17 protein-coding genes are annotated in these 22,982 nt (G+C 61.8%); 9 read left to right on the top strand and 8 right to left on the bottom strand.

What is annotated here, in order from left to right; genetic code table 11:
- The first annotated feature begins 15 nt into the window (after positions 1–15).
- Together DQ393_RS11000 and phnN are read left to right on the top strand one after the other, a co-directional pair.
- The gene (locus DQ393_RS11000) at positions 16–1,155 is read left to right on the top strand and encodes an alpha-D-ribose 1-methylphosphonate 5-triphosphate diphosphatase (RefSeq protein WP_112341816.1); all 1,140 of its coding nucleotides are present in this window, start codon (positions 16–18) and stop codon (positions 1,153–1,155) included.
- On the top strand, positions 1,152–1,757 hold the full coding sequence (gene phnN / locus DQ393_RS10995; RefSeq protein WP_112341815.1) for a phosphonate metabolism protein/1,5-bisphosphokinase (PRPP-forming) PhnN: 606 nt from the start codon (positions 1,152–1,154) through the stop codon (positions 1,755–1,757). The genes DQ393_RS11000 and phnN overlap by 4 nt, the downstream gene beginning before the upstream one ends.
- A gap of 237 nt (positions 1,758–1,994) precedes the next feature.
- Here the strand turns inward: phnN and polA are convergent, their stop codons facing one another.
- On the bottom strand, positions 1,995–4,997 hold the full coding sequence (gene polA / locus DQ393_RS10990; protein WP_112341814.1) for a DNA polymerase I: 3,003 nt from the start codon (positions 4,995–4,997) through the stop codon (positions 1,995–1,997).
- A 439-nt stretch (positions 4,998–5,436) separates the two neighbouring features.
- On the opposite strand from polA, the gene DQ393_RS10985 reads away from it, so the two are divergent.
- Positions 5,437–5,853, top strand: a complete 417-nt coding sequence (locus tag DQ393_RS10985; RefSeq protein ID WP_112341813.1) for a MarR family winged helix-turn-helix transcriptional regulator — start codon at positions 5,437–5,439, stop codon at positions 5,851–5,853.
- A gap of 89 nt (positions 5,854–5,942) precedes the next feature.
- Here the strand turns inward: DQ393_RS10985 and DQ393_RS10980 are convergent, their stop codons facing one another.
- Complete coding sequence (locus tag DQ393_RS10980; protein ID WP_112341812.1) at positions 5,943–8,285, bottom strand: bifunctional diguanylate cyclase/phosphodiesterase; 2,343 nt, start codon at positions 8,283–8,285, stop codon at positions 5,943–5,945.
- Between the two features lie 197 nt (positions 8,286–8,482).
- Here DQ393_RS10980 and DQ393_RS10975 point away from each other — a divergent pair, with 197 nt between their 5' ends.
- The 3 genes from DQ393_RS10975 (at position 8,483) to DQ393_RS10965 (ending at position 12,708) form a co-directional block, all read left to right on the top strand.
- Positions 8,483–9,871, top strand: a complete 1,389-nt coding sequence (locus tag DQ393_RS10975) for a M20/M25/M40 family metallo-hydrolase (RefSeq protein WP_112341811.1) — start codon at positions 8,483–8,485, stop codon at positions 9,869–9,871.
- A 132-nt stretch (positions 9,872–10,003) separates the two neighbouring features.
- The gene (locus DQ393_RS10970; protein ID WP_112341810.1) at positions 10,004–10,927 is read left to right on the top strand and encodes a nucleoside hydrolase; all 924 of its coding nucleotides are present in this window, start codon (positions 10,004–10,006) and stop codon (positions 10,925–10,927) included.
- Positions 10,924–12,708, top strand: coding sequence for an adenine deaminase (locus tag DQ393_RS10965; RefSeq protein WP_112341809.1), 1,785 nt, complete (start codon positions 10,924–10,926; stop codon positions 12,706–12,708). Before DQ393_RS10970 ends, DQ393_RS10965 begins: the two co-directional genes overlap by 4 nt.
- Positions 12,709–12,816: 108 nt before the next feature.
- Here DQ393_RS10965 and DQ393_RS10960 read toward each other — a convergent pair whose 3' ends face one another.
- The 5 genes from DQ393_RS10960 to DQ393_RS10940 form a co-directional block, all read right to left on the bottom strand.
- Positions 12,817–13,998 carry a M20 aminoacylase family protein gene (locus DQ393_RS10960; protein ID WP_112341808.1) on the bottom strand — a complete coding sequence of 394 codons (1,182 nt, stop codon included), beginning with the start codon at positions 13,996–13,998 and terminating at the stop codon, positions 12,817–12,819.
- Positions 13,999–14,024: 26 nt separating this feature from the next.
- Complete coding sequence (locus tag DQ393_RS10955) at positions 14,025–15,086, bottom strand: ABC transporter ATP-binding protein (protein WP_112341807.1); 1,062 nt, start codon at positions 15,084–15,086, stop codon at positions 14,025–14,027.
- Entirely contained in the window at positions 15,083–16,636 is a 1,554-nt protein-coding gene (locus tag DQ393_RS10950) for an ABC transporter permease (protein ID WP_210260532.1), read from the bottom strand. Before DQ393_RS10950 ends, DQ393_RS10955 begins: the two co-directional genes overlap by 4 nt.
- A 217-nt stretch (positions 16,637–16,853) precedes the next feature.
- Positions 16,854–17,870: an iron ABC transporter substrate-binding protein gene (locus tag DQ393_RS10945; protein WP_112341896.1), complete on the bottom strand. Its 1,017-nt coding sequence runs from the start codon at positions 17,868–17,870 to the stop codon at positions 16,854–16,856.
- Between the two features lie 119 nt (positions 17,871–17,989).
- Complete coding sequence (locus tag DQ393_RS10940) at positions 17,990–18,874, bottom strand: LysR family transcriptional regulator (RefSeq protein ID WP_112341805.1); 885 nt, start codon at positions 18,872–18,874, stop codon at positions 17,990–17,992.
- Between the two features lie 98 nt (positions 18,875–18,972).
- Between DQ393_RS10940 and DQ393_RS10935 the strand changes: the two genes are divergently transcribed.
- A complete protein-coding gene (locus tag DQ393_RS10935) occupies positions 18,973–19,380 on the top strand; it encodes a CidA/LrgA family protein (RefSeq protein WP_112341804.1) in 408 nt (135 codons plus the stop codon).
- Positions 19,367–20,071 (top strand): LrgB family protein, encoded by a 705-nt coding sequence (locus DQ393_RS10930; protein ID WP_112341803.1) that lies wholly within the window; start codon positions 19,367–19,369, stop codon positions 20,069–20,071. The genes DQ393_RS10935 and DQ393_RS10930 overlap by 14 nt, the downstream gene beginning before the upstream one ends.
- A gap of 57 nt (positions 20,072–20,128) precedes the next feature.
- Here DQ393_RS10930 and DQ393_RS10925 read toward each other — a convergent pair whose 3' ends face one another.
- Entirely contained in the window at positions 20,129–21,466 is a 1,338-nt protein-coding gene (locus DQ393_RS10925) for an MFS transporter (RefSeq protein WP_112341802.1), read from the bottom strand.
- 392 nt (positions 21,467–21,858) lie between these two features.
- On the opposite strand from DQ393_RS10925, the gene cyoA reads away from it, so the two are divergent.
- Positions 21,859–22,977 (top strand): ubiquinol oxidase subunit II, encoded by a 1,119-nt coding sequence (gene cyoA / locus DQ393_RS10915; protein ID WP_112341800.1) that lies wholly within the window; start codon positions 21,859–21,861, stop codon positions 22,975–22,977.
- Positions 22,978–22,982 lie beyond the last annotated feature (5 nt).

Below are 22,982 nucleotides of genomic sequence, written 5' to 3'. Positions count from 1 at the left end.
AATGAAAGAGCCGATATGACCAAAGAAACCGTCCTTTCCAACGCCCGCATCGTCCTTGAAGACAAGATCATCGAGGGCTCCGTGCTGATCCGCGACGGTCGCATTGCCGCCATTTCCGAGGGCAAGTCCGATATGGGCGAGGATTTCGAGGGCGATTATCTGATCCCCGGTCTGGTCGAGCTGCACACCGACCATCTGGAAGCCCATTACTCGCCGCGTCCGGGCGTGCGCTGGAACAAGACGGCGGCGATCCAGGCGCATGACGCCCAGATCGTCACCTCGGGCATCACGACAGTATTCGACTGCCTGCGCATGGGCTCGGACGCCGATGACGGATTTGAAAAGGGCGAGATGCGCGACATGGCAGACGCCATCCAGGCGGCCCAGCGTGAAGACCGCCTGCGCGCCGATCACCTGATCCATCTGCGCTGCGAAGTCTCCTCCGACAATGTTCTCGACCATTTCGAAGATTTCGAGAAAGATCCTTACGTCCGCCTGGTCTCGCTGATGGACCATGCTCCGGGCCAGCGCCAGTTCCAGACCATGGATCAGTACATCTTCTACTATCAGAAGAAGCGCGGGCTCAGCGACGAGGCCTTTGCCAAGTTCATCGCCAAGCGTCAGGAAGAATCGGCCAGGTACGCGAAGCCGAGCCGCGACGCTATCTCCAAGGTCTGTGCCGAACGTGGCATCACCGTTGCAAGCCACGACGACGCGACGCTCGCCCATGTCGACGAGGCCATCAACTACGGCGTTCGCCTTGCGGAATTCCCGACCAGCATCGACGCCGCCAAAGCTTCGCATGGCGCCGGCATGAGCGTGCTGATGGGCGCGCCGAACATCGTGCGCGGCAAGTCGCATTCGGGCAATATCGCGGCCCGCGATCTCGCCGAGCTTGGCGTACTGGATGTGCTTTCCTCCGATTACGTGCCGCTCAGCCTGCTGCATGCGCCTTTCATCCTCGCGGACGAAGTCGAGGGCATTTCGCTGCCCCAGGCGATTGCCATGGTGACGGCGACGCCGGCAAGGACGGTCAGCCTCAATGACCGCGGCCGCATTGCCGAAGGGCTGCGGGCGGATCTCGTGCGCGTACGGCGCGATCACGGCGTGCCGGTCACGCGCTCGGTTTGGCGGGAAGGACGCCGGGTCGCATGAGCCCGGACGCCAATATCAAGCCGGCTAATCTCGGCCTGACGGAAGCGACAGCAGGCACGCTCGCTGTCGTCGTCGGCCCGAGCGGCGCCGGCAAGGATACGCTGATGAATCTGGCTGCCCGGCATTTTGCCGGCCGGCCCGATGTCCACTTCGTGCGCCGCGTGATCACCCGCGATGGCGATGCCGGCAACGAAGACCATAGAAGCGTTTCGGAAGTGGATTTCGATGCGATGGAACAAGCGGGCGCCTTTGCCGTCTCCTGGGAAGCCCACGGCCTGAAATACGGCATCCCGGCCGAAGTCGCCGAGGAACTTGCGCGCGACAATCTGGTGATCGCCAACGGCTCGCGCTCGGCGCTGCACCGCTTCCAGGCCGCATTTCCGCGGCTCAAGGTCATCAACATCACGGCTACGCGCGAAGTGCTGGCCGAACGGCTGATGGCGCGCGGACGCGAGAGCCGCGAAGACGTGCTGAAGCGCCTGGAAAGAAGTGCACTGACCGTCCAGGGCAGCTACGACGTTGTTGATATTGACAATAGCGGGACGCTCGAAGAAGCCGAACGCGCCATTATTTCGGTGCTGGAAGCGCTGGTTGGGAAGTAGGCGGTTGTGTCACGCCCGGATTATCGCAGTGAATTCGTAGCTACGTCGGGTCGCGAAACTCTCCCCACCTCATGCTGAGGTGCCTTGGCGCGCAAGCGTCAAGGCCTCGAAACAAGAGGTGGCCCGGTAGAGTATCTTCACCCGCCCCCGTGGTTTGAGGCTTCGGCCCTTCGACAAGCTCAGGAGCCTCCGCACCTCACCATGAGGGCTGATCTCCTCGATGCACCCAATGCAGCTTCAGTGCGCCTCATCCCAATTATGGGCAGCGCGCGCGTCGACCTTCAGCGGCACGGCCATATCGACCGCTGGCATGGCGGCGTTTTCCATGACCGAGACGATGATCGGCGTGGTGCGCTCGACATCGGCGTCCTCGACTTCGAAGATCAGTTCGTCGTGAACCTGCAGCAGCATGCGGACGCGATCGCCCAAGCCGGCCGAAGCCAGTGCCGGCTCCATCTTGATCATGGCGCGACGGATGACGTCGGCAGCTGATCCCTGGATCGGCGCATTGATCGAGGCGCGCTCGTTGAAGGCGCGGACGGAGGGATTGGACGAGCGGATTTCGGGGAAATGGATGCGACGGCCGAAGATGGTCTCGACATAGCCCTTGTCGCGCGCCGCCTGCTTGGCGCCCTCCATGTAATCGCGGATGCCCGGGAAGCGCTCGAAATACCTCTTGATGTAGTCGCCGGCTTCCGAGCGCTCGATCGAGAGCTGGTTGGCAAGGCCGAAGGCAGAGATGCCGTAGATGATGCCGAAGTTGATCGCCTTGGCGCGGCGGCGCACTTCGCTCGGCATGCCGTCCACCGGCACACCGAACATTTCGGAGGCCGTCATGGCGTGAATGTCGATGCCGTCCTCGAAGGCCTGCTTGAGCTGTGGGATATTGGCGACATGCGCCAGCACGCGCAGTTCGATCTGGCTGTAGTCTGCCGAGACGAGCTTGTGGCCCGGTGTCGAAATGAAGGCCGTGCGGATCTTGCGGCCTTCCGCCGTGCGTACCGGAATATTCTGCAGGTTCGGCTCGGAGGAGGACAGGCGCCCCGTCGTGGTCGAGGCCAGCGAATAGGAGGTGTGAACACGCTTCGTCTCGGGATGGACATAGCTCGGCAGCGCATCCGTATAGGTGGATTTCAGCTTGGTGAGCTGACGCCAGTCGACGATCTTGCGCGGCAGTTCGAAGCCGGCGGCCGCCAGATCCTCCAGCACCTGCGCCGAGGTGGACCATTGCCCGGTCTTAGTCTTGCTGCCGCCGGCCAATCCCATCTTGCCGAAAAGGATGTCGCCGAGCTGCTTCGGAGAGCCGATATTGAAGCGTTCGCCAGCCAGATTGTAGATCTCGTCCTCGAGAGCGGCGGCGCCCTGCGCCAGCTCGCCGGAAAGGCGAGAGAGGATCTGCCGGTCGATTGTGATACCGCGCTCTTCCATGTGGGCAAGCACCGGCACCAGAGGCCGTTCCAACCGCTCATAGACGACAGAGAGTTTTTCTGCTGCAAGTCGTGGTTTCAGCACCAGCCAAAGACGCAGCGTCACATCGGCATCCTCGGCAGCATAGGCCGTGGCGCGGTCGATATCGACGAGATCGAAGGTGACGTTGGACTTGCCGCTGCCGGCCACATCCTTGTAGGCGATCGGCTTATGGCCGAGCCAGCGTTCCGAAAGGCTGTCCATGCCGTGCGTGGCGTTGGAGCCGCCGTCGAGCACGTAGGAGAGCAGCATCGTGTCGTCGAACGACTTCATCTCGATGCCGTAGCGCTTCATCAAAAGGTAGTCGTATTTCAGGTTCTGCGCGATCTTCAGGATGGAGGCATCTTCAAGCAGATTCTTCAGGCGCGCCAGCGCATCGCGAACCGGAATCTGATTGTCGGCCAGGCCACCGCCCAGCAGATCGCCGACACCGGTCTTGTGGCCGAGCGGTACATAGGCGGCGCGGATGGAAGAACCCGAGGGATCGTTGCGGTTGTCGGCGATCGCCAGCGAGAAGCCGACGATTTCGGCCTGCATCGCATCGAGCGAGGTCGTTTCGGTGTCGAAGGCGACGATGCCGGTTTCGCGCGCATCCGCGATCCATCGGTCGAGCGTGGCGATATCGCGGATGGTCACATATTTCGAATGATCGATCGGCGCGCTTGCGAAACTTGCGGCGCGGGCCTTGGCGAGATCCTCGGGCGCAGCAGTGCCATCCAAAGCCAGGCGCGCCTTGGCCGATGGCGCCGGGACGGTCGCGCCCTCGGCTTCGACGGTGCTGCCGGCGACGAGATCGACATTCTCGCCGACATCGAGATCGGGGCCATGAGCGCCCTCGCCCCATTCGATCTTGACGACGGCGGGCTCGATCGCCGCCGCATCACAATCGCAGGCCTCCGCCACACGCCGCGTGAGCGTGGTGAATTCCATCGCCTTCAGGAAGCCGATCAGCTTCGGGCCGTCCTGCGGATCGAGCACCAGCGCATCGAGCGCGAGCTCCAGCGGCACATCGGTCCTGAGCGTCACCAGCTGGCGGGAAATGCGGGCAAGCTCGGCATTGGCGATGATGTTTTCGCGGCGTTTCTGCTGCTTGATCTCGTCGGCGCGGGCAAGCAGCGTGTCGAGATCGCCGAACTCTTCCAGAAGCTGGGCGGCCGTCTTCGGGCCGATGCCGGGAATGCCGGGGACGTTGTCGATCGAGTCACCCGTCATCGCCTGCAAGTCGATCATCTTGTCCGGCGGCACGCCCCATTTCTCGACGACGTCGGGAATGCCGATCTGCTTATCCTTCATGCTGTCATACATGTGGACCATCGGCGTGACGAGCTGCATCAGGTCCTTGTCGGACGAGATGATCGTCACGTCTGCGCCGGCTGCCTCCGCTTGACGAGCGTAGGTGGCGATGATGTCGTCGGCCTCGAAGCCGTCGGTCTCGATGCAGGGCAGGTTGAAGGCGCGGGTCGCCTCACGGATGAGGCCGAATTGCGGGATCAGCTCCTCCGGCGGCGCCGAACGGTTCGCCTTGTATTCCGGGAAAATGTCCTTGCGGAAGGTCTTCGAAGAATAGTCGAAGATCACGGCGAAGTGCGTGGGCGTCACACCCACGGAGGTATCGCGCGCCGAGGTCAGCAGCTTCCACAGCATATTGCAGAAACCGGAGACGGCGCCAACAGGCAATCCGTCGGACTTGCGCGTCAGCGGCGGCAGGGCGTGAAAGGCCCGGAAAATGAAACCGGAGCCGTCGACGAGGAAAAGATGATCACCTTTTTTCATGGAAGCATGGATAGCGTGGCGCACTTCCAACGTCCATATAAACTTCTGCTTTTGCAGCCTGTGGAAAGAGCGAAATCTCTCACCGAAACGTTACTAAGTTTTAATCAATCTAATCTGCGCATTCCCTTGAAAAACCACATTCGGAATCTCAAATCATATTCACCGGCGATTGATTTGCCGAGGGTCTGACAACCGGCCTGTCCCCCGCCATGTCAGACTTGGACAAAGGCCTATCCCCTCTCCGGGCCTTTGTCCCCCCTTTTACGAGCCGCCATGGCAAACCTCCAGGCCATGGCGGCTTTTTCATGCCGAAAGATGCAACCTGAAAACGTGAAAAAAGCGCCTGAAGTTGCTGATTTTCGAGTAGCTCTACCCAAGAAATTGCCGATTGTCTTGATTCTGAATTGTCGGCATATTTGCAATCATGGGATTTAATCGGATGGACTCCGCCGCCTACCTTGCCAGTCAAATGGCAAAGGGATTTGCTCGCTCGTTACACCAACGCGCGGCGAAACTCGGTTTTTCCCCCGGTCAGTTTCCGATCCTGCTGGAATTATGGTCCGAAGACGGCCTCACCCAGAAACAATTGCTGGAACGGGTCGATATCGAGCAGGCGACGATGGCCAATACGCTGTCGCGCATGGAGCGCGATGGGCTGGTGGAGCGCCGCCCGCATCCATCGGACAAGCGGGCACAACTGATCTTCCTGACGAGCCGGGCGGCGGCGATGGAGGCGGAGGCTATCGAAGCGGCGATGGCCGCGGATACGGACCTCCTGAAAGATTTCCGCCATTTCGAGCGCGAACTTCTGCTGGAATATATCCGGCGCGTCCTGGACAACGCCAAGCAGCTCTAGTGGGTTCAGCTTTTCAATCTCCGAGCCGCTCTATCTCTTTGTTGTCACGCAATTCCGAACGAAAACCGCTCCGCACGTTTCCTGGGACTCTAGGATTGCCCGACCGCCTTGACCAAGACAGCGTGATGCTGACTGGGCCCGACGTCCGGCTTGCCGAAGAATATCCCTTGAAGCTGCGCGCAACCCTCCTCGATGACGATGCGGCGCTGGGTTTCCGTTTCCACGCCTTCCGTCACGACGGGCATGTTCAGGCTATGCCCGAGGCCAATGATGGCGCGCACGATCGAACGCGCCGCGGGATCGTGTTCGAGTGCGCCGGTGAAGCTGCGATCGACCTTGATCTTATCGAAGGGAAAGGCGCGTAGGTTGCTGAGCGAGGAAAAGCCGGTGCCGAAATCATCCATGACCACGCGCACACCGAGGCGGTGCAGCCGCTGCAATGTCGCGATGACAACCGCCCGCTCGCGCATCAGGGCCGCTTCAGTGATCTCCAGCTCGAGGCGCCGCGGCTCAAGACCGGTTCTTCGCAGAATGCCTTCGATCTGGTCATAGAGGGTGGGGATCATGAATTGCAGAGGCGAGAGGTTGACGGCGACATTCGCAGGCTCGCTCCAGCGCATCGCTTCCTGGCATGCCTGCTGCAGCACCCATTCACCGATCGCGACGATCGATCCGCTCTCCTCGGCAATGGGAATGAAGGTTTCCGGATCGATCAAGCCCCGATCCGGGTGCGCCCAGCGCAGCAGTGCCTCGTAGCCGCTGACGCTGTCGCTGCCGACATCGTAGATCGGCTGATATTCCAGAAAGAGCTGCCTGCGCAGAATGGCCTGGCGCAGGTCGTTCTCAAGCTGGCGGCGCATGCGCACGGCCTTGTCCATTTCGGCATCGAAGAAACAGGCATGGCCCCGGCCAGCTCGCTTGGCGCGATAAAGCGCCGTATCCGCATTGGCATACAGCTGCTCGGCGCTGGCGCCGTCACGCGGATAGATGGCGATGCCGAGACTGACACCGACGGCCGTCGGATCACGCGCCATGTCCATCTCCATGGCGAATTCGGCAAGAATGCGCTCGGCAAGACGCGTGGCGCCTGCGGGCTGCTGGCGCTTGGGCTGGATGATGGCGAATTCGTCGCCGCCGAGCCTCGCCACCGTATCGCCCTCTTCGATGATGTGTTGCAGGATGCCGGCGACCTTGCAAAGGATGCGATCTCCTTCGGCATGGCCGAAGACGTCGTTGATCGCCTTGAAGCGGTCCAGGTCCAGGCAGAAGACGGCGACTTCGCCGCCTTTGCGGTCGGCCACCTGCAGCGCCTGCCGCATGCGTTGGTCGAATAGCGAGCGGTTGGGGAGGTCCGTCAGAATATCATGATGGGCCAGATGCTCGATCATCTGCTGTGCCTGGCGCCGTTCCGTCAGGTCGCGCACGACCAGTACGCTGCATTCATGGCCGCGATAGGTGATGGAACGCCGCACGGTTTCGACGGGGATCGATTTGCCGTCTGAACCCGAAAGCGTCGTCTCGAGTGGAATGGCCGCATCGGCGTGAGCCTCCATGTCGAGCGTCAGGAAGGCTTCGGGCGCGACGCCCGTCACCTGCTGGGCGGACCATCCGGAAATGGCAAAGAAGCGCTCGTTCGCATCGATGATTCTGCCGTCGCGGACGATGAGCAGTCCTTCGAGCGAAGCGTTGACGAAGCCGCGGAGATCGGTCAGATGGCGATCGATGAAGATCGCTCCGAGAGCGATGAGAATAAGGCACGTCGCGGCAGCCATGACGATGCCGGCAAGGATGCTACGATCGATAGAGACGATGGTGGCGAATATATCCGCTTCCGGCGTCAGCGTCACACCGCTCATCGCGGTGAAATGCAGCGAGCAAATTGCCAGCAGCAGGAGAAAGGCGCCGGCAATGATGCGCCTGAGGCCATGAAGGCTGCGAAATGCGAGGAAGGCCAGCGAGGAGAAGACGGCACCGACGGCGATGGAAATGACGACGCGCTGCAAGTCATAGGAAAGCTCTGCCGAGGCCTCGATGGCCTGCATGCCGCTGAAGTGCATGGCGCCAATTCCAAACGCCATCAGGATGCCACCGACAGCAAAGGAAACGCCGTTATCCCACTCGAAGGCGATGGCAACAGCAAGCCAGGAGCCTATGATGGCAAGAACCACCGAAAGCACGGTCAGCGAAAGACCATAGTAGATGGGAAGGCTGCTCTGATAGGCGAGCATGGCGATGAAATGCGTCGCCCAGATGCCGATACCGCTGGCAAAGGCTGCAGCGGCTATCCAATAGCGACGCTGATGCGACTGGCATTCCTGCGCACGGGAGAACAGAAGCATGGTGGCAAGACTGCCGATGAGGCAAATGACTGCCGCAACGAGAATGAGCCTGAAGTCATGATCGTCACGAATGCATGCAATCACTGAAAACATTACACGTCTCCAGAATATTCTTCTGGATCACGTTATTTCTAATACTCTAAAAAACTTGTAAACTACATACGCAACTAATCACATAAGATCGAGCTCAACCCAAACCGGCAAGCTGCGGTAAATTTTCAATTTTAACGCCTCGAAACCAACCGGGCTTTGGTCTATCGTCCCTCCAAATCTCATGTAAGGAGTCGGATATGACCGATCTATCGCCCGTTCTCGATCGCGCCGATCAGAACCTCCCCTCCAGCCTCGACAATCTCTTCGAACTGCTGCGCATCAAGTCCATTTCGACGGATCCGGACTATAAGGCGGAATGCCGTAAGGCGGCGGAATGGCTGGTCGCCTATCTGAACTCGCTCGGCTTTACAGCCTCCGTGCGCGACACGCCCGGCCATCCAATGGTGGTCGCCCATCACGATGCCGGCAGTGCCGATGCGCCGCATGTGCTCTTCTACGGCCACTACGACGTGCAGCCAGTCGATCCGATCGAGCTTTGGGAAAGCGATCCCTTCGCCCCCGCAATCAAAGACCTGGGCAACGACCGCAAGGTTCTGGTCGGCCGCGGCACGTCCGACGACAAGGGGCAGCTGATGACCTTCGTGGAGGCGGTGCGCGCCTATAAGGAAACCAGGGGCGCGCTTCCGGTGCGCATCACCATCCTCTTCGAAGGCGAGGAGGAATCCGGCTCGCCCTCGCTCAAGCCGTTCCTCGAGGCCAATGCCGCCGAGCTGAAGGCGGATTTTGCCCTCGTCTGCGATACCGGCATGTGGGATGGTGAAACGCCGTCGATCTCAGCCAGCCTGCGCGGCCTCGTCGGCGAGGAGATCATCATCAACGCTGCCGACCGCGACCTTCATTCGGGCATGTTCGGCGGTGCCGCTGCCAATCCGATCCACATCCTCTCCGATATTCTCGCCGGCCTGCATGACGAGACCGGGCGCGTAACGCTCGACGGCTTCTATGACGGCGTCGAGGAAACGCCTGCCAATATCAAGGCCTCCTGGGAAACGCTCGGGATGACTACGGAAAAATTCCTCGGCGAGGTCGGCCTATCCATTCCCTCGGGCGAAAAGGGCCGTTCGGTGATGGAGCTGATCTGGGCGCGGCCGACCGCGGAAGTCAACGGCATCACCGGCGGCTACACCGGCGCCGGCTTCAAGACCGTGATCGCCGCCAAGGCATCGGCGAAGGTCTCCTTCCGTCTCGTCGGCCGGCAGAACCCGGCGGCGATCCGCGAGAGCTTCCGCGCCTATGTGCGCTCGAAAGTTCCTGGGGATTGCTCGGTGGAATTCCATGAACACGGCGGCTCGCCGGCTATTCAGCTTTCCTACGACTCGCCCGTACTGAGCAAGGCGAAGATGGCACTTTCCAACGAGTGGCCGAACCCCGCCATCGTTGTCGGCGAAGGCGGCTCGATCCCGATCGTCGGCGACTTCCAGAGGATGCTTGGCATGGAGTCGCTGCTCGTCGGTTTCGGCCTCTCCGACGACCGCATCCATTCACCGAACGAGAAATACGAGCTGCGCTCCTATCACAAGGGCATTCGTTCCTGGATCCGCATCCTCGACGCACTCGCCGGCTAAGCAATTTGCGGGACGCGCAGCCTTCTCCGCGCGTCCCGCACTGTTCCCGCCTCGACGGCACGGCATGCCGTCAGCCGGACCGAGCGGTGAGGCTGCCCTCGCGTCTTCCGGCCGAGATCAATGAGATAGGACATGGGAATCTGGATCGATACCGACATGGGGTTCGATGACATCGCCGCTATCCTGGTGGTGGCACATTCGGATCTCGTCATCGACGGCGTTTCGCTTGTCAGCGGCAACGCGCCCCTGTCCCATGTCCGGGCCAATGCGGCGAGCGCGGCCGCGGTCTTCAACTGGACCTTTCCAATCCATACCGGCCGCGAGCTGCCCGTGCTCTGCAGGCTGGAAACGGCGCAAGGCATTCTCGGCCAGACCGGCATTCCCAGCACAGGCCGAAGCCTGCCGCCAGCCGATGCGCTTCCGGCAAGCGACGCTTTTACGGCGCTCTGCAACTGGCTGGCCGACGGCGACGTGCCGAAGCGCATCCTGGCGCTCGGGCCGCTTACCAATGTCGCCGCCTTGGCACTGGCACGGCCGGATCTCGCCGCCCGCATCGACGAGGTGACCTGGATGGGCGGCGGCGTCACATCCGGCAACCACACGGCATCGGCGGAATTCAACGCCTTTGCCGACCCTGAAGCGCTCGCCATCGTGTTGGCGCATGCCCTGCCGTTGCGCATGATTGATCTCGATATCTGCCGGAAGGTGCTGGCTTCACCCAAAGATGTCGCCCGCATCCGCGAGATCGCCGGCGAAAAGGCGCAGCTGCTCGCCGATTTGCTGGAAGGCTACGTCAACATCGCCATCAGCCGCGGCAGACCGGCGATGGCGATCTACGATCCGACGGCAGCGGCCATCTTCGTCGAACCAGGGATCGCAACGCTTCGGCACGCCCGGATCGACGTGGAACTTTACGGGCAGCATACGCGCGGACGTACCGTCGTCGAAATGCGCGTCTCGCATGCCGAGTTCAACGCCCATTTCGCCGCCGAAATCGATGCGGAGCAGGCACGCGGAATCATATTCGACGCGCTGCTTCGGGAGGCCGGCCGATGAACAGGGATGGCGACGAACCGGCGGACCTGAATGTTCCGGAGCTGCGTTTACGCGCGGTCGCCGCAGCACGCGGCGATCAAGCCTTCGATCTACTGATTGCCGGCGGCCGCCTTGTCGACATGGTGACCGGGCAGATCCGCGCCGCCGATATCGGCATCGTCGGCCCATTGATCGCAAGCGTGCATGCGCCCGGCAGCCGTACCGACGCGATGCGGACGGTCGATGCCGAGGGCTGCTTCCTTTCGCCCGGCCTGATCGACACGCATATGCATATCGAAAGCTCGATGGTGGCGCCTGCGATCTATGCCGAAGCCGTCCTGCCGCGCGGGGTGACGACCATCGTCTGGGATCCGCATGAGTTCGGCAACGTCCACGGCCTCGATGGCGTGCGCTGGGCGATCGAGGCGACACGGCAACTGCCGCTGCGCGTGATACCGCTGGCGCCGTCCTGTGTGCCTTCCGCACCGGGACTGGAGATCGCAGGCGCCGATTTCGACGCGGCAGTAATGGCCGAGATGCTGACATGGCCCGATATCGGCGGTGTGGCCGAGGTCATGACCATGCGCGGCGTCATCGACGGCGATCCGCGCGCCACCGGTATCGTCAATGCCGGATTGCTTTCGGGCAAGATGGTTTGCGGCCATGCCCGCGGGCTCGAGGGTGCCGATCTCAACGCCTTCATGGCTGCCGGCATCTCCTCCGACCATGAGCTGACGTCCGGCGCCGATCTTTTGGCAAAACTTTCGGCGGGCCTTGCCATCGAGCTGCGCGGCTCGCACGACCATCTGCTGCCGCAATTCGTCGACGTCATCAACGATCTCGGCTTCCTGCCACAGACCGTGACGCTCTGCACCGACGACGTCTTTCCAGACGAGCTTCATGACGGCGGCGGTCTCGATGATGTGGTGCGCCGCCTCGTGCGCTACGGACTGAAGCCCGAATGGGCCTTGCGGGCAGCAACCCTCAATGCAGCCATGCGGCTGGGGCGCAGCGATCTGGGCCTGATCGCGGCTGGACGACGCGCCGACATCGTGCTTTTCGAAGATTTGTCGAGCTTCAAGGCGCGGCATGTGATCGTCAATGGTGCGGCAGTCGCCGAGGCCGGCCGGATGATCGGTCCGATCGAACTGGCCGATGCCGCACCGCTCCGCAACTCGATCAAGCTGAGATCGTTCAGCGACAACGATTTCCGTGTGGCGGCGACGGGCGACCGCGTCCGGCTTGCGACCATAGATCGGCCGCGCTTCACGCAGTGGGGCGAAACGCAAGCCGATGTGGAAAACGGCTTTGTCGTGCCGCCGGCGGGAACGGCGATGATTGCCGTCGCCCATCGTCATGACAAGGCGGACGGCCGGCCGCGCGTCGGCTTCCTGACGGGCTGGGGCGAATGGCGCGGCGCCTTCTGCACCACGGTTTCTCATGACAGCCACAACCTGACGGTTTTCGGCGGCAATGCAGACGATATGGCGATTGCCGCCAACGCTGTCATTAAGGCCGGCGGCGGACTTGCGGTGGCACGCGACGGCAGGATCGAGGCGCTGCTGCCGCTGCCGCTCTCCGGGCTGGTCAGCGATGCGCCGCTCGCAGAAGCCGCCAATGCCTTCCGCGCCGTCCGTGAGGCGATCGATACCATCGTCGACTGGAACCCGCCCTACCTCGTCTTCAAGGCCTGCTTCGGCGCAACGCTTGCCTGCAATGCCGGCCCGCACCAGACGGATCGCGGCATTGCCGATGTTACGCTCGGTAGGGTGTTGGAGACGCCGGTGCTTGGGGAGGTGTAAGTTCTTCACCTGCGATCGGCTGCGCGTTCGTGGATGGTGCGCCCCTTCTGTCACTATCGTGACAGAAGGGGTATCGAAGCTGCGGCAAACTCGCGGTCTCAACCAAGATTAAGTCCGCTCGCCTCCCCCCAACTCCTGCTCGACCAGTGTCGTCCAGAAGGCCACGCCCGAGGCGATCGCAGCGTCGTTGAAGTCATAGCCGGTGTTATGGTGCAAAGCTCCGTCGACGGCCGGGCCGTTGCCGAGCCAGACGTAGCAGCCGGGAGCCTTCTGGCCGAAAAAGGCAAAATCATCGCCGGCAGTCGAAGGCGGGAAGCGGGTCAGCACCTTCTCGCCAAAGATTGTCGTCGCGGCCTTCAGCGCCCGCGCCGTGGCATCGGCATCATTAACGACGGGTGGAATGCGGCGCTCGAACTGATAGTCGACGGCGATCCCGAACATTGCGGCCGTCCCATGCGCCAAACGTCCGATCTCCTCCTCAAGCTGATCGCGGACCTCAGGCGTATAGGCACGCGCGGTGCCGCCGATCTCGACGATGTCGGGGATGACGTTCAGCGCCTTGGGATCGCCTGCCTGCAGCGAGCAGGCGCTGACGACGGCCGGCTGCAGCGGATCGACGACGCGCCCGACGATGGTCTGCAGCGAAGACAGGAAGGTCGCTGCCGCGGTGATCGGGTCCTTGCCGAGATGTGGCTTGGCGCCATGGGTGCCGGTGCCGCGGAAGGTGATGCGCCAGCTGTCCGACGAGGCAAGCTGCGGCCCTTCCACAACGGCCATCTCATCGACCGCGAGACCGGGCATATTGTGCAGCCCGTAGACGGCATCGCAGGGAAACAGCTCGAAAAGACCATCTTCCACCATGCGCTTGGCGCCGCCGCGACCTTCTTCCGCCGGCTGAAAGATGAAATGCACCGTGCCGGAAAAGCCGCGCTTGGCGGCAAGGTGTCGGGCGGCACCGAGCAGCATCGTCGTATGGCCGTCATGTCCACAGGCATGCATCTTGCCCGGAATGGTGGATTTGTAGGGGCGATTGGCCTTTTCCGGCATGGCGAGCGCATCCATATCGGCACGAAGTCCGATGCGGCGGGTGCCGTTGCCGACCTGCAGCGTTCCCACAACCCCGGTTTTGCCGAGGCCACGATGCACTGTCAGCCCGGCCTCTTCCAGCAGGGTGGCAACGATGCCGCTGGTGCGCTCCTCCTCGAAACCGAGCTCCGGATGGGCATGAAGGTTGCGGCGAAGCGAGGTGAGGAAAGGAAGATCCGGCTCGATCTCATCGGGAAAAGACATGGAAATTCCTTCGGCTTAAATGATGCTCAGGCACCGAGCTTGCTGAAGACGTGCGCCTTTCCGATGACGGTCACCGAAACCATGCTGTCGATCTCGGGCAGGCCGACGCCGGAGCTCTTGATATTCAATGTCTCCGAACCGTTGGCATTAGACAAGACGACCGTCACGACGCAGACGGCACCGCCGAATTCGACTTCAGTCACCTTGCCGATGCATGCTGCATTCGCACCGGCGTCATCAAGGGCGGTCAGGCGCAATTGCTCGGGCCGCAGCATGATATCGGTGCGTCCCTGCTGGCTTCTGGCGTCGACCGGTATGTGCCCGAGAACACATTTGGCTGATCCATTGTCGAGATCGGCCGGCAGCACGAGGGCATCGCCGAGGAAGAGCGCGGTCTCGCGATCCCTGGGGTTGAGATAGAGCGCCTGCGGCGTCCCAGCCTGTATGAGCCTGCCCTCGCGCAGGACGGCGACCTGATCCGCGAAGGACAGGGCTTCCGCCTGATCATGCGTCACTAGAACCGCGGTGATGCCGGCAATCTGCAGCACGCGAGCGACCGCCTTTCGCATGTTCTCGCGCAGGCCGGTATCGAGAGCGGAAAAAGGCTCGTCGAGCAGCATCAGCTTCGGCTTGCGCCCGAGTGCCCGCGCAAGTGCGACGCGCTGCTGCTGGCCCCCCGAAAGCTGATGCGGGCGGCGATCAAGCATACCGCGGTCGAGCTCGACCATGTCGATAAGGGCGTTTATGCGTTGCTCACGGTCGCGCGCGCCGCGCTCCATGCCAAAGCCGATATTCTCCGATACGCTGAGATGCGGAAACAGGGCGCCATCCTGCGAGACGATGCCTATGCCGCGGCGATGTGCGGGCACGATCGCCTCCCCATCCGCCAGGGTTTCGCCTTCCAGCACCACCTGCCCCGCATCGGGGACCTCGAAGCCGGCGATGATGCGCAGCAGCGTCGTCTTTCCCGAACCGGACGGGCCGACGATCGCCGTGCGGCTGCCAGCGGCGACCGTAAGGTCGATATTATCAAGCGCATGCACGGGGCCATAATGCTTGCTGATATTCTTGATCGCCAGAAAGGTCATTGTCCGGCCGTCCGCTTGGATTGCACATAAAGAAGGAGGGTGAGCGGCAGCGACAGGACGACCATCATGAAGGCGTAGGGCGCTGCGGAAACATAATCGATCTCGCTGGTCAGCGACCAGAATTTGGTTGCCAGCGTTTCCGTGCCGTTGGGAGAGAGCATCAGCGTCGCCGTCAGCTCGTTGGTGATACCGAGCGCGACAAGCGCGACGCTGGCGGCAAAGCCGGGGGCCGCCAAACGCATGGTGATCTGCCGCACGGCCTGCGCAGGCGTGCGGCCGAGCGCCATGGCGGCACGTTCGAGTTCGACGGGTGCCTGGGCGATGCTGGCACGCAGGCCAACCATGGCGCGCGGCAGGAACAACAGCACATAGGCGAGCAGCAGCGTCGCAAAGGTCTGGTAGAGCGGCAGGATTAGCCGCACGGTGATCGACACCAGGGCCAGGGCGACGACGACGCCCGGCAGCGAGCCGACATAATAGTGGCATGCTTCGAGAATGCGCTGCAGCCGGCCCGGCGCACGCACCGACAGCCAGGCCATGGGGGTTGCCGCAATGGTGGCGAGCAGGCCGCCGGCGATCGCGAGAAGAATGGTCTGCAGCAGGGCGGAGCCGACCGTTTCGATCCGCCAGATATCTATACCGCCAAGATAAAGCCAGCGCGCCAGGGTGACGAAGGGAACACCGAGCGTCAACGCGGCGGTGACGACGGGCAGCGCGACCGCGGGAACGACGAACCAGCCGAGACGGCGGCGGTCGGCAGGTCGGGCGGCACCCGAACCGATGCGCGCATAACGCTCGTTGCCGCGCACCAATACCTCGATGCCGAGCAGCAGAAGGCAGCAAATAACGAGGACGCCGCCGAGCATATTGGCGGCCGGGCTGTTATAGGCCGACTGGAACTGATCGACGATGGCTGTCGAAAACGTGTCGAAGCGGATCATCACGTAGAGACCGTATTCCGCCAGGAGATGCAGGCCGATCAGCAGCGAGCCGCCGCAGATGGCGAGGCGAAGCTGCGGCAGGATCGCCCGGAAGAAGACACGCCAGGGGCCGAGGCCAAGTGAGGCGGCAGCATCCTCGATCGCCGGATCGAGCCGGCGTAGCGCTGCCGCGACCGGCAGGTAGAGAAAGGGAAAATAGGCGAGCACCGATACCAGCACGCCGCTCCAGAGCCCGCGCATGCCGGGCACGAGACTGACCCAGGCGTAGCTGTGCACGAAAGCGGGGACGGCAAGCGGTGCGGCCGCCAGCCAGGACCAGAGGCGGGCGCCGGGGATATCGGTGCGCTCCGTCAGCCAGGCGAGCGTGACCGCCAGCAGGATGGAAAGCGGAATGGTGCAGACTTCAAGCAGGACGGTGTTGACGAGCAGTTCGCCGACGCGATTGCGGAAGATCAGGGCAATGACTTCGGCCCAGCCGGTGTCGATCGTGATCCAGATGATGAAGCCAAGCGGCACCAGGCTTAGAAGCGCAACGATGGAGGCAAGGGCGACGACGGAGGCATGCCGAACGCGCCCGCGGGGAGCGGCCGTCAATTGGGGCATTCGCATGGCGGCAGCTTCGCCGGCATATGTGTTTTTCTGCAGCAAATCCGAGCTGCCTTTCACGCCCTGAAATAGGAAGGCAACCGCCGCTTGCGGCGGTTGCCCGATCGATCGGCCTTGAGACCATTCGTATGTCGTATGCCCCTAGCAGGGCACAGGATAGTGATGCAAGAGCCACGCCCGCCCGAAAGCGCCCTAAAGGCGCCGCGGCAAGGGCTTTGCCTTAGATAAGGCCTGCTTCCGTCATCAGGTCGGTAACCTTCTTGCTGTTCAGCTTCGAAGGCTCGACTTTCGGTGCCTGCAGGTCGGAGAGTGGAACGAGCTTCGGATTGGAAGCCTCGCCGTTGCCGACGGCATATTCATAGGAGTTGCCATCGCGCAGGACGGCCTGACCGCCCTTGCCGGTGATCCACTTCAGGAATGCCTGGGCTTCCTTCTGATGCTGGCTGGAAGCGAGAACGCCGCCGCCGGAAATGCTGACGAAGGCACCCGGATCCTGGTTCTTGAAATAGTGCAGCGAGACATTCTTGCTGTTTTCGCCGGTCTTGGCCTGATCGCCGAACCAGTAATAGTGATAGATCACAGCGCCTTCGACCTCGCCGGCATTGACGGCCTTCATGGCGACGCTGTTGCCCTTGTAGAAGCTGGCATTTTCCTTCATCGCCTTCAGCCAGGCACGGGTCGCGTCCTCGCCCTTCAGCTCAAGCAGCGCGCTGACGATCGCCTGGAAATCGGCACCGGCCGGGGAAGCGCCCCAGCGGCCCTTCCACTTGGGATCGGCGAGATCGAGCATCGACTTCGGCAGATCGGCTTCTTTCAGCTTGGTCTTGTCATAGGCAAAGACGGTGGAACGGGCGGCAACGCCGATCCAATTGCCGTCGGCGGCCTTGAAGGTGTCCGGCACCTGCGCCAGCGTATCGGCATTGACCGGGGCAAAAAGCTTGTTGGCATCGACCAACGCCATGCCCGGAGAATTTTCCGTCAGATAGACGTCGGCAGGCGAAGCCGCGCCTTCCTGGACGATCTGGTTTGCGAACTGCATGTCGCTACCGTTGCGGATCGTTACCTTGATGCCCGTTTCCTTGGTGAAGCCATCAGCCCAGGCCTGCGTCAGCGTCTCATGCTGGGCATTGTAGACGACGATGCCTTCGGAATCGGCGGCATTCGCCATCATCGGGGCAACCGCAAGGCCTGCGGCCAGCGCCAGCGCACTGGTGAGATGAGTAAAGGAAAAAGTCATTAAGTCCTCTCGCTTGAAAGTCACCGCCTGAAGCGGCATTGGAATAGCCTATATTTTTCCTGACCGTTTATTTCAAGTTTACGGTCGTTCCCGCTTATCACAAAAGTTTGAGAATAGAGTCAAGATTTCGCCGCTATCTCAGCAGCGAGGTCGAGCCAGGCACGGCCGGCATGCGACAGATATCCGCCGCGCCGCCAGATCCAGGCCATGTTCCACTCCATGCCCGGTTCGACGACGAGCGCATGGGCGATGCCCGAACGCTGGCGCTGTTCAGCGATCAGCCGCGGAAGGAAGCCTACACCGAGGCCCGCAGCAACCAGTTCGATGATGAAATTGATCTGGCTCGAGCGCGCGGCGATGTCAGGCGCAAAGCCGGCCGCGCGGCAGGCGTCGAGAATGATGCCGTTCAGCGCGAAGCCGGTTTCGAAGAGGAGGAAGGGGTTGTCCTTGAGCCCCGCCAGCGGCACCGTTTGCTGCCCGGCGAGCGGATGTGCCGACGGTAGGAGGACATGCATCGGCTCGCAGCGCACGGTCTGCCACTCGAAGACATCGGGCATCGGCAGCAGCGAGGCTCCGAGATCGACCTCATCGGCCAGTACCATTTCTTCCAGCCGCTTGGCGCCTTGTTCTACCAGCCTGATCTCTATGCCCGGATAACGATTGCGGAAGACGGCGAAGACCGGCGCAAATAGTGCATCATTGCCGATCGGCGGCAGACCAAGCCGGAGGGCGCCGCGCGAGAGCCCACGAAGCTCCGACAATTCCGCCAGCAGATCGTCGCGCCCGGCAAGGATCGCAATTGCCCGACGATAAACCACCTCGCCAGCATCCGTCATTGTCGTGCGATGGCCGATGCGGTTCAGCAGCGGCAGGCCAAGCTCGTCCTCCAGCTGGCGCACGGCCTTGCTGACGGCCGATTGCGTTGTGAACACCACCTTGGCGGCTTCCGAAAAACCGCCCTGGCGCACCACTTCGACGAAGGCTTTTAGCGTTCGAAGTTCCATTACTATTCCTTATAGGACTGGATTTTATGAAATCAATTCATTTTCTTCATAGAGTAGAAACGCCTATTGTCGGGCCGACAGATTTTCCCGAGCTTTCTATGCGTATCGACCCAAAGAACCATCCGAAATTGAGCTGCCTCGCTCAGATCCTGCTGCTGCTTGCCTTCTGGCAAGCGGGCGAAGCCATCGTCCGCCTGGCACATCTGCCGATACCCGGCGCCATCGTCGGCATGCTGCTGGTGCTGGTACTGTTTGCGAGCGGCAAGGTGAAACTGGCGAGTATGAAGCGTGGCGCGGAGTGGTTTCTCGCCGAAATGCTGTTGTTCTTCGTGCCGGCGGTGCTGGCCCTGCTCGATCATGGCGAATTCATCGGCATCATCGGGCTTAAAGTGCTTGCGGTGATCTTCGCCGGCACCATCATCGTCATGGGTGTCACCGCGATAGCGATCGATTTCGGCTACCGGCTGATGATGCGCCAGGGAGCACCCAGCCATGCCCAGCATTGAAAGTCTGGCAGCCGGCCTGTTCTGGCCGCTGGCGACGATCGGACTTTATTATCTTTCCAAGATGCTCTATCGGCGTCGACCTTCGCTCTGGCTGTCACCGCTGGTGGCGGCACCGGCGGCTTTGATTGCGACCGCGCTCATGCTGCATGCGAACTATCAGGATTATATGCATGACAGCGGTTGGCTGCTGGCCCTGCTCGGGCCTGCGACCGTCGCGTTCGCCGTACCGATCTACGAACAGCGCGGTCTCATCAAGCGCTATTGGCCAGTCCTGCTGTTCGGCGTGATCGTCGGCAGTGCCACGGCCATGGTTTCGGCTTGGGGGTTTGCAAGCCTTCTCGGCCTCGATGCGAACCTGCGGCTCAGCCTGATGCCGCGCTCGATCAGCACGCCGTTCGCCATGGTGGTTTCAGGCGATATCGGCGGCGTCCCCAACCTGACAGCCATCTTCGTCGTCATCACCGGCCTGTTCGGCGCCGTCGCCGGCCAGGCACTGCTGAAGCTGCTGCCGCTGAAGTCCGGCATGGCCCGCGGTGCACTTTACGGCATGGGGGCACATGGCGTCGGTGTCGCCAAGGCGCATGAGATCGGGCGCGAGGAAGGATCGATCGCCGGTCTCGTCATGGTGCTGGTGGGATTGACGAACGTGCTGGCGGCACCGCTGATCGCGTGGCTCCTGCATTCAGCCTGAACGAAAAAGGCTGCGGCACTTTTATGCCGCAGCCTTGTTTCATTTCGCGAATCTGACCTAGTTGTCGCGCGTCTCCAGCGTCTTGCTGAAGAAGATCGCGACCAGCGTGCAGACGACACCCGACAGCAGATACAGGCTCGTATAGACCAAGCCGAACTGGCTGGAGAGGGCAAGCGCCACGAAAGGTGCGAAGCCGGCACCGATCAGCCAGGACAGATCCGACACGAGGGCCGAGCCGCTGTAGCGGTAGTTCTGGCTGAAACGGGAAGCACTGGCGCCGGCTGCCTGGCCGAAGGAGAGACCGAGCAACGTGAAGCCGAGAACCACGTAGATGTGACGGCCCGTGATCCCGCCATCGAGCAGCCATGGCGCGACGAAAGCGAAGCAGGCGATCAGCACGGCACCGATAGCGAGCTGGTTGCGGCGACCGATCCGGTCGGCGAGCATGCCGGAACAGATGATGGCGAGAATGCCGCAGATCGCGCCGAGGAACTCCACCAGCAGGAACGAACCCGGGGTCTGCTCGCTGTAGAGGGTGACCCAGCCGAGCGGGAAGACCGTAACCAGATGGAAGGTCGCAAAGCTTGCCAGCGGCACGAAGGCGCCGATCAGGACGTCGCGACCATGCACGCGCAGCAGTTCCGTCATCTTCACCGGCTCGAGCTCATGACGCTCCAAGAGCGTGCCGAACTCCTCGGTGGCGACCAGACGCAAGCGGGCGAAGAGTGCGACGACGTTGACGGCGAAGGCGCAGAAGAAGGGATAGCGCCAGCCCCAATCGAGGAAGTCCGCCGTCGTGAGGCTCGTGACGAAATAGGCAAACAGAGCGCTTGCCAGCATGAAGCCGATCGGGGCGCCGAGCTGCGGGATCATCGCATACCAGCCGCGATGGTTCGTCGGTGCGTTGAGCGCCAGCAGCGAAGCCAAGCCGTCCCATGCACCGCCAAGCGCAAGGCCCTGGCCGATGCGGAAAATGGCAAGCAGGATGATCGCATAGACGCCGACTTCCGAATAGCCGGGCAGGAAGCTCATCGCCGCCGTCGAGCCGCCAAGCAGGAACAGCGCGATCGTCAGCTTCACGCCACGACCGTAGGTGCGGTCGATCGCCATGAAGATGAACGAACCGATCGGACGGGCGATGAAAGCGAGTGAGAAAACCAGGAAGGAAAGGAGCGTGCCATGCAGCGGATCGGCGAAGGGGAAGATCAGCTTCGGGAAGACCAGGACTGATGCGATGGCATAGACGAAGAAATCGAAGAACTCGGACGTGCGACCGATGATCACGCCTATGGCGATATTGCCGGGAGCGACGGTGCCGCCCGCATGCATGCTGCGGGCATCGCTCTCAAGCGTTGAAGATGTGGGATTCAATGATTCATGCGTAACGCTGACCATGCGCGGGAGCCTCCCTCTCCGAGCGCGAATTCCTCCACGAACTCGCGCGTTATGAAAATGTCGATCAAACCTGCGAACATATCAAGTATCGAGCATGAAATAATTCGCAAATTAGCGATCAAATCGGGTTCTTTTCCGCTTTTGCCGCCCTATTCCGTCCAAGCAGAAACCGGCGGCGATAGCCATTTGTTCCGATCCGGGTATATTGGCGGCGACAAAAGCGAAGAGCCTCGCGGAAACCTTCTGGATTTCTCAGGGTTTTGCGGATAGGTGGGACAGCATTCCATACCGCAACGCACCCGAGCTTGCTGCGGTGCGACGAAACACCTCATATCGTTCATGACCGCCGTCCTTTAGTCGCGGTAGGGTCGAAACAAAAAGAGCTTTAAGACGTGCCAAGACTATCGAAGATTTTCAGCCGTTTATCCATCATTCCTTTGTTTTTGCTGCTGTCAGGCTGCAATCTGGTGGTGATGGCTCCGTCCGGCGATATCGCCATGCAGCAGCGAGACCTCATCATCGTCTCGGTCGTGCTGATGCTGATCATCATCATCCCGGTGATCTTCCTGACGCTGTTCTTCGCCTGGAGATACCGCCAGTCAAACAACGAAGCGACCTACGAGCCGGATTGGCATCATTCGACACGTCTGGAGCTGGTCATCTGGTCCGCTCCGCTTGCCATCATCATCGCGCTCGGCGCGGTGACCTGGATCAGCACGCACCAGCTCGACCCCTACCGTCCGCTCGATCGCATTGCCGCCGACAAGCCGCTCAGCGCCGATGTCAAGCCGCTGACGGTGGAAGTGGTCGCGCTCGACTGGAAATGGCTGTTCTTCTATCCGGAATACGGCATTGCGACCGTCAATGAGATGGCGGCTCCGGTCGACCGGCCCATCAACTTCAAGATCACGGCTTCGGCCGTCATGAACTCCTTCTTCATTCCGGCGCTGGCGGGCCAAATCTACGCCATGCCGGGCATGGAGACGAAGCTGCATGCCGTCATCAATCATCCCGGCGAATTCCAGGGCCTGTCCGCCAACTACAGCGGCGCCGGCTTCTCGAACATGCGCTTCAAGTTCCACGGTTTGGATCAGGCCGGTTTCGACCAATGGGTCCAGAAGGCCAAGAGCCAGGGGACGGCGCTCGGCCGCCAGGAATACCTGACGCTTGCCAAGCCGAGCGAGCGCAACCCGGTGCAGTACTTCAACGCCGTCGACGATGGTCTCTACAACGCCATCCTCAACATGTGCGCCGATCCGAGCAAAATGTGCATGAGCGAGATGATGCATATCGACGCCAAGGGCGGCGGCGGCAAGGAAAGCCACGAAAACCGCGAGCGCCTGATCTACGACAATCGCGATGGCGCCTCGACCGAGGTCACGCCAGTCAAGGCCGACGGCGGCGCCGGCCACACCATGCAGCATGGAGACAACTCCATGCCGGGCATGGATATGGGCAACGGCTCTTCTTCCGATTCGTCGACCGGTTCGGCGCAGCATCAGGGTCACTGATCCGG

The organism is Martinezella tropici, from assembly GCF_003287875.1.
Taxonomy (GTDB): Bacteria; Pseudomonadota; Alphaproteobacteria; order Rhizobiales; family Rhizobiaceae; genus Rhizobium; species Rhizobium tropici_C.
Note: the sequence above shows the minus strand (reverse complement) of the source record. Positions and strands in the feature narration are given on the sequence as shown.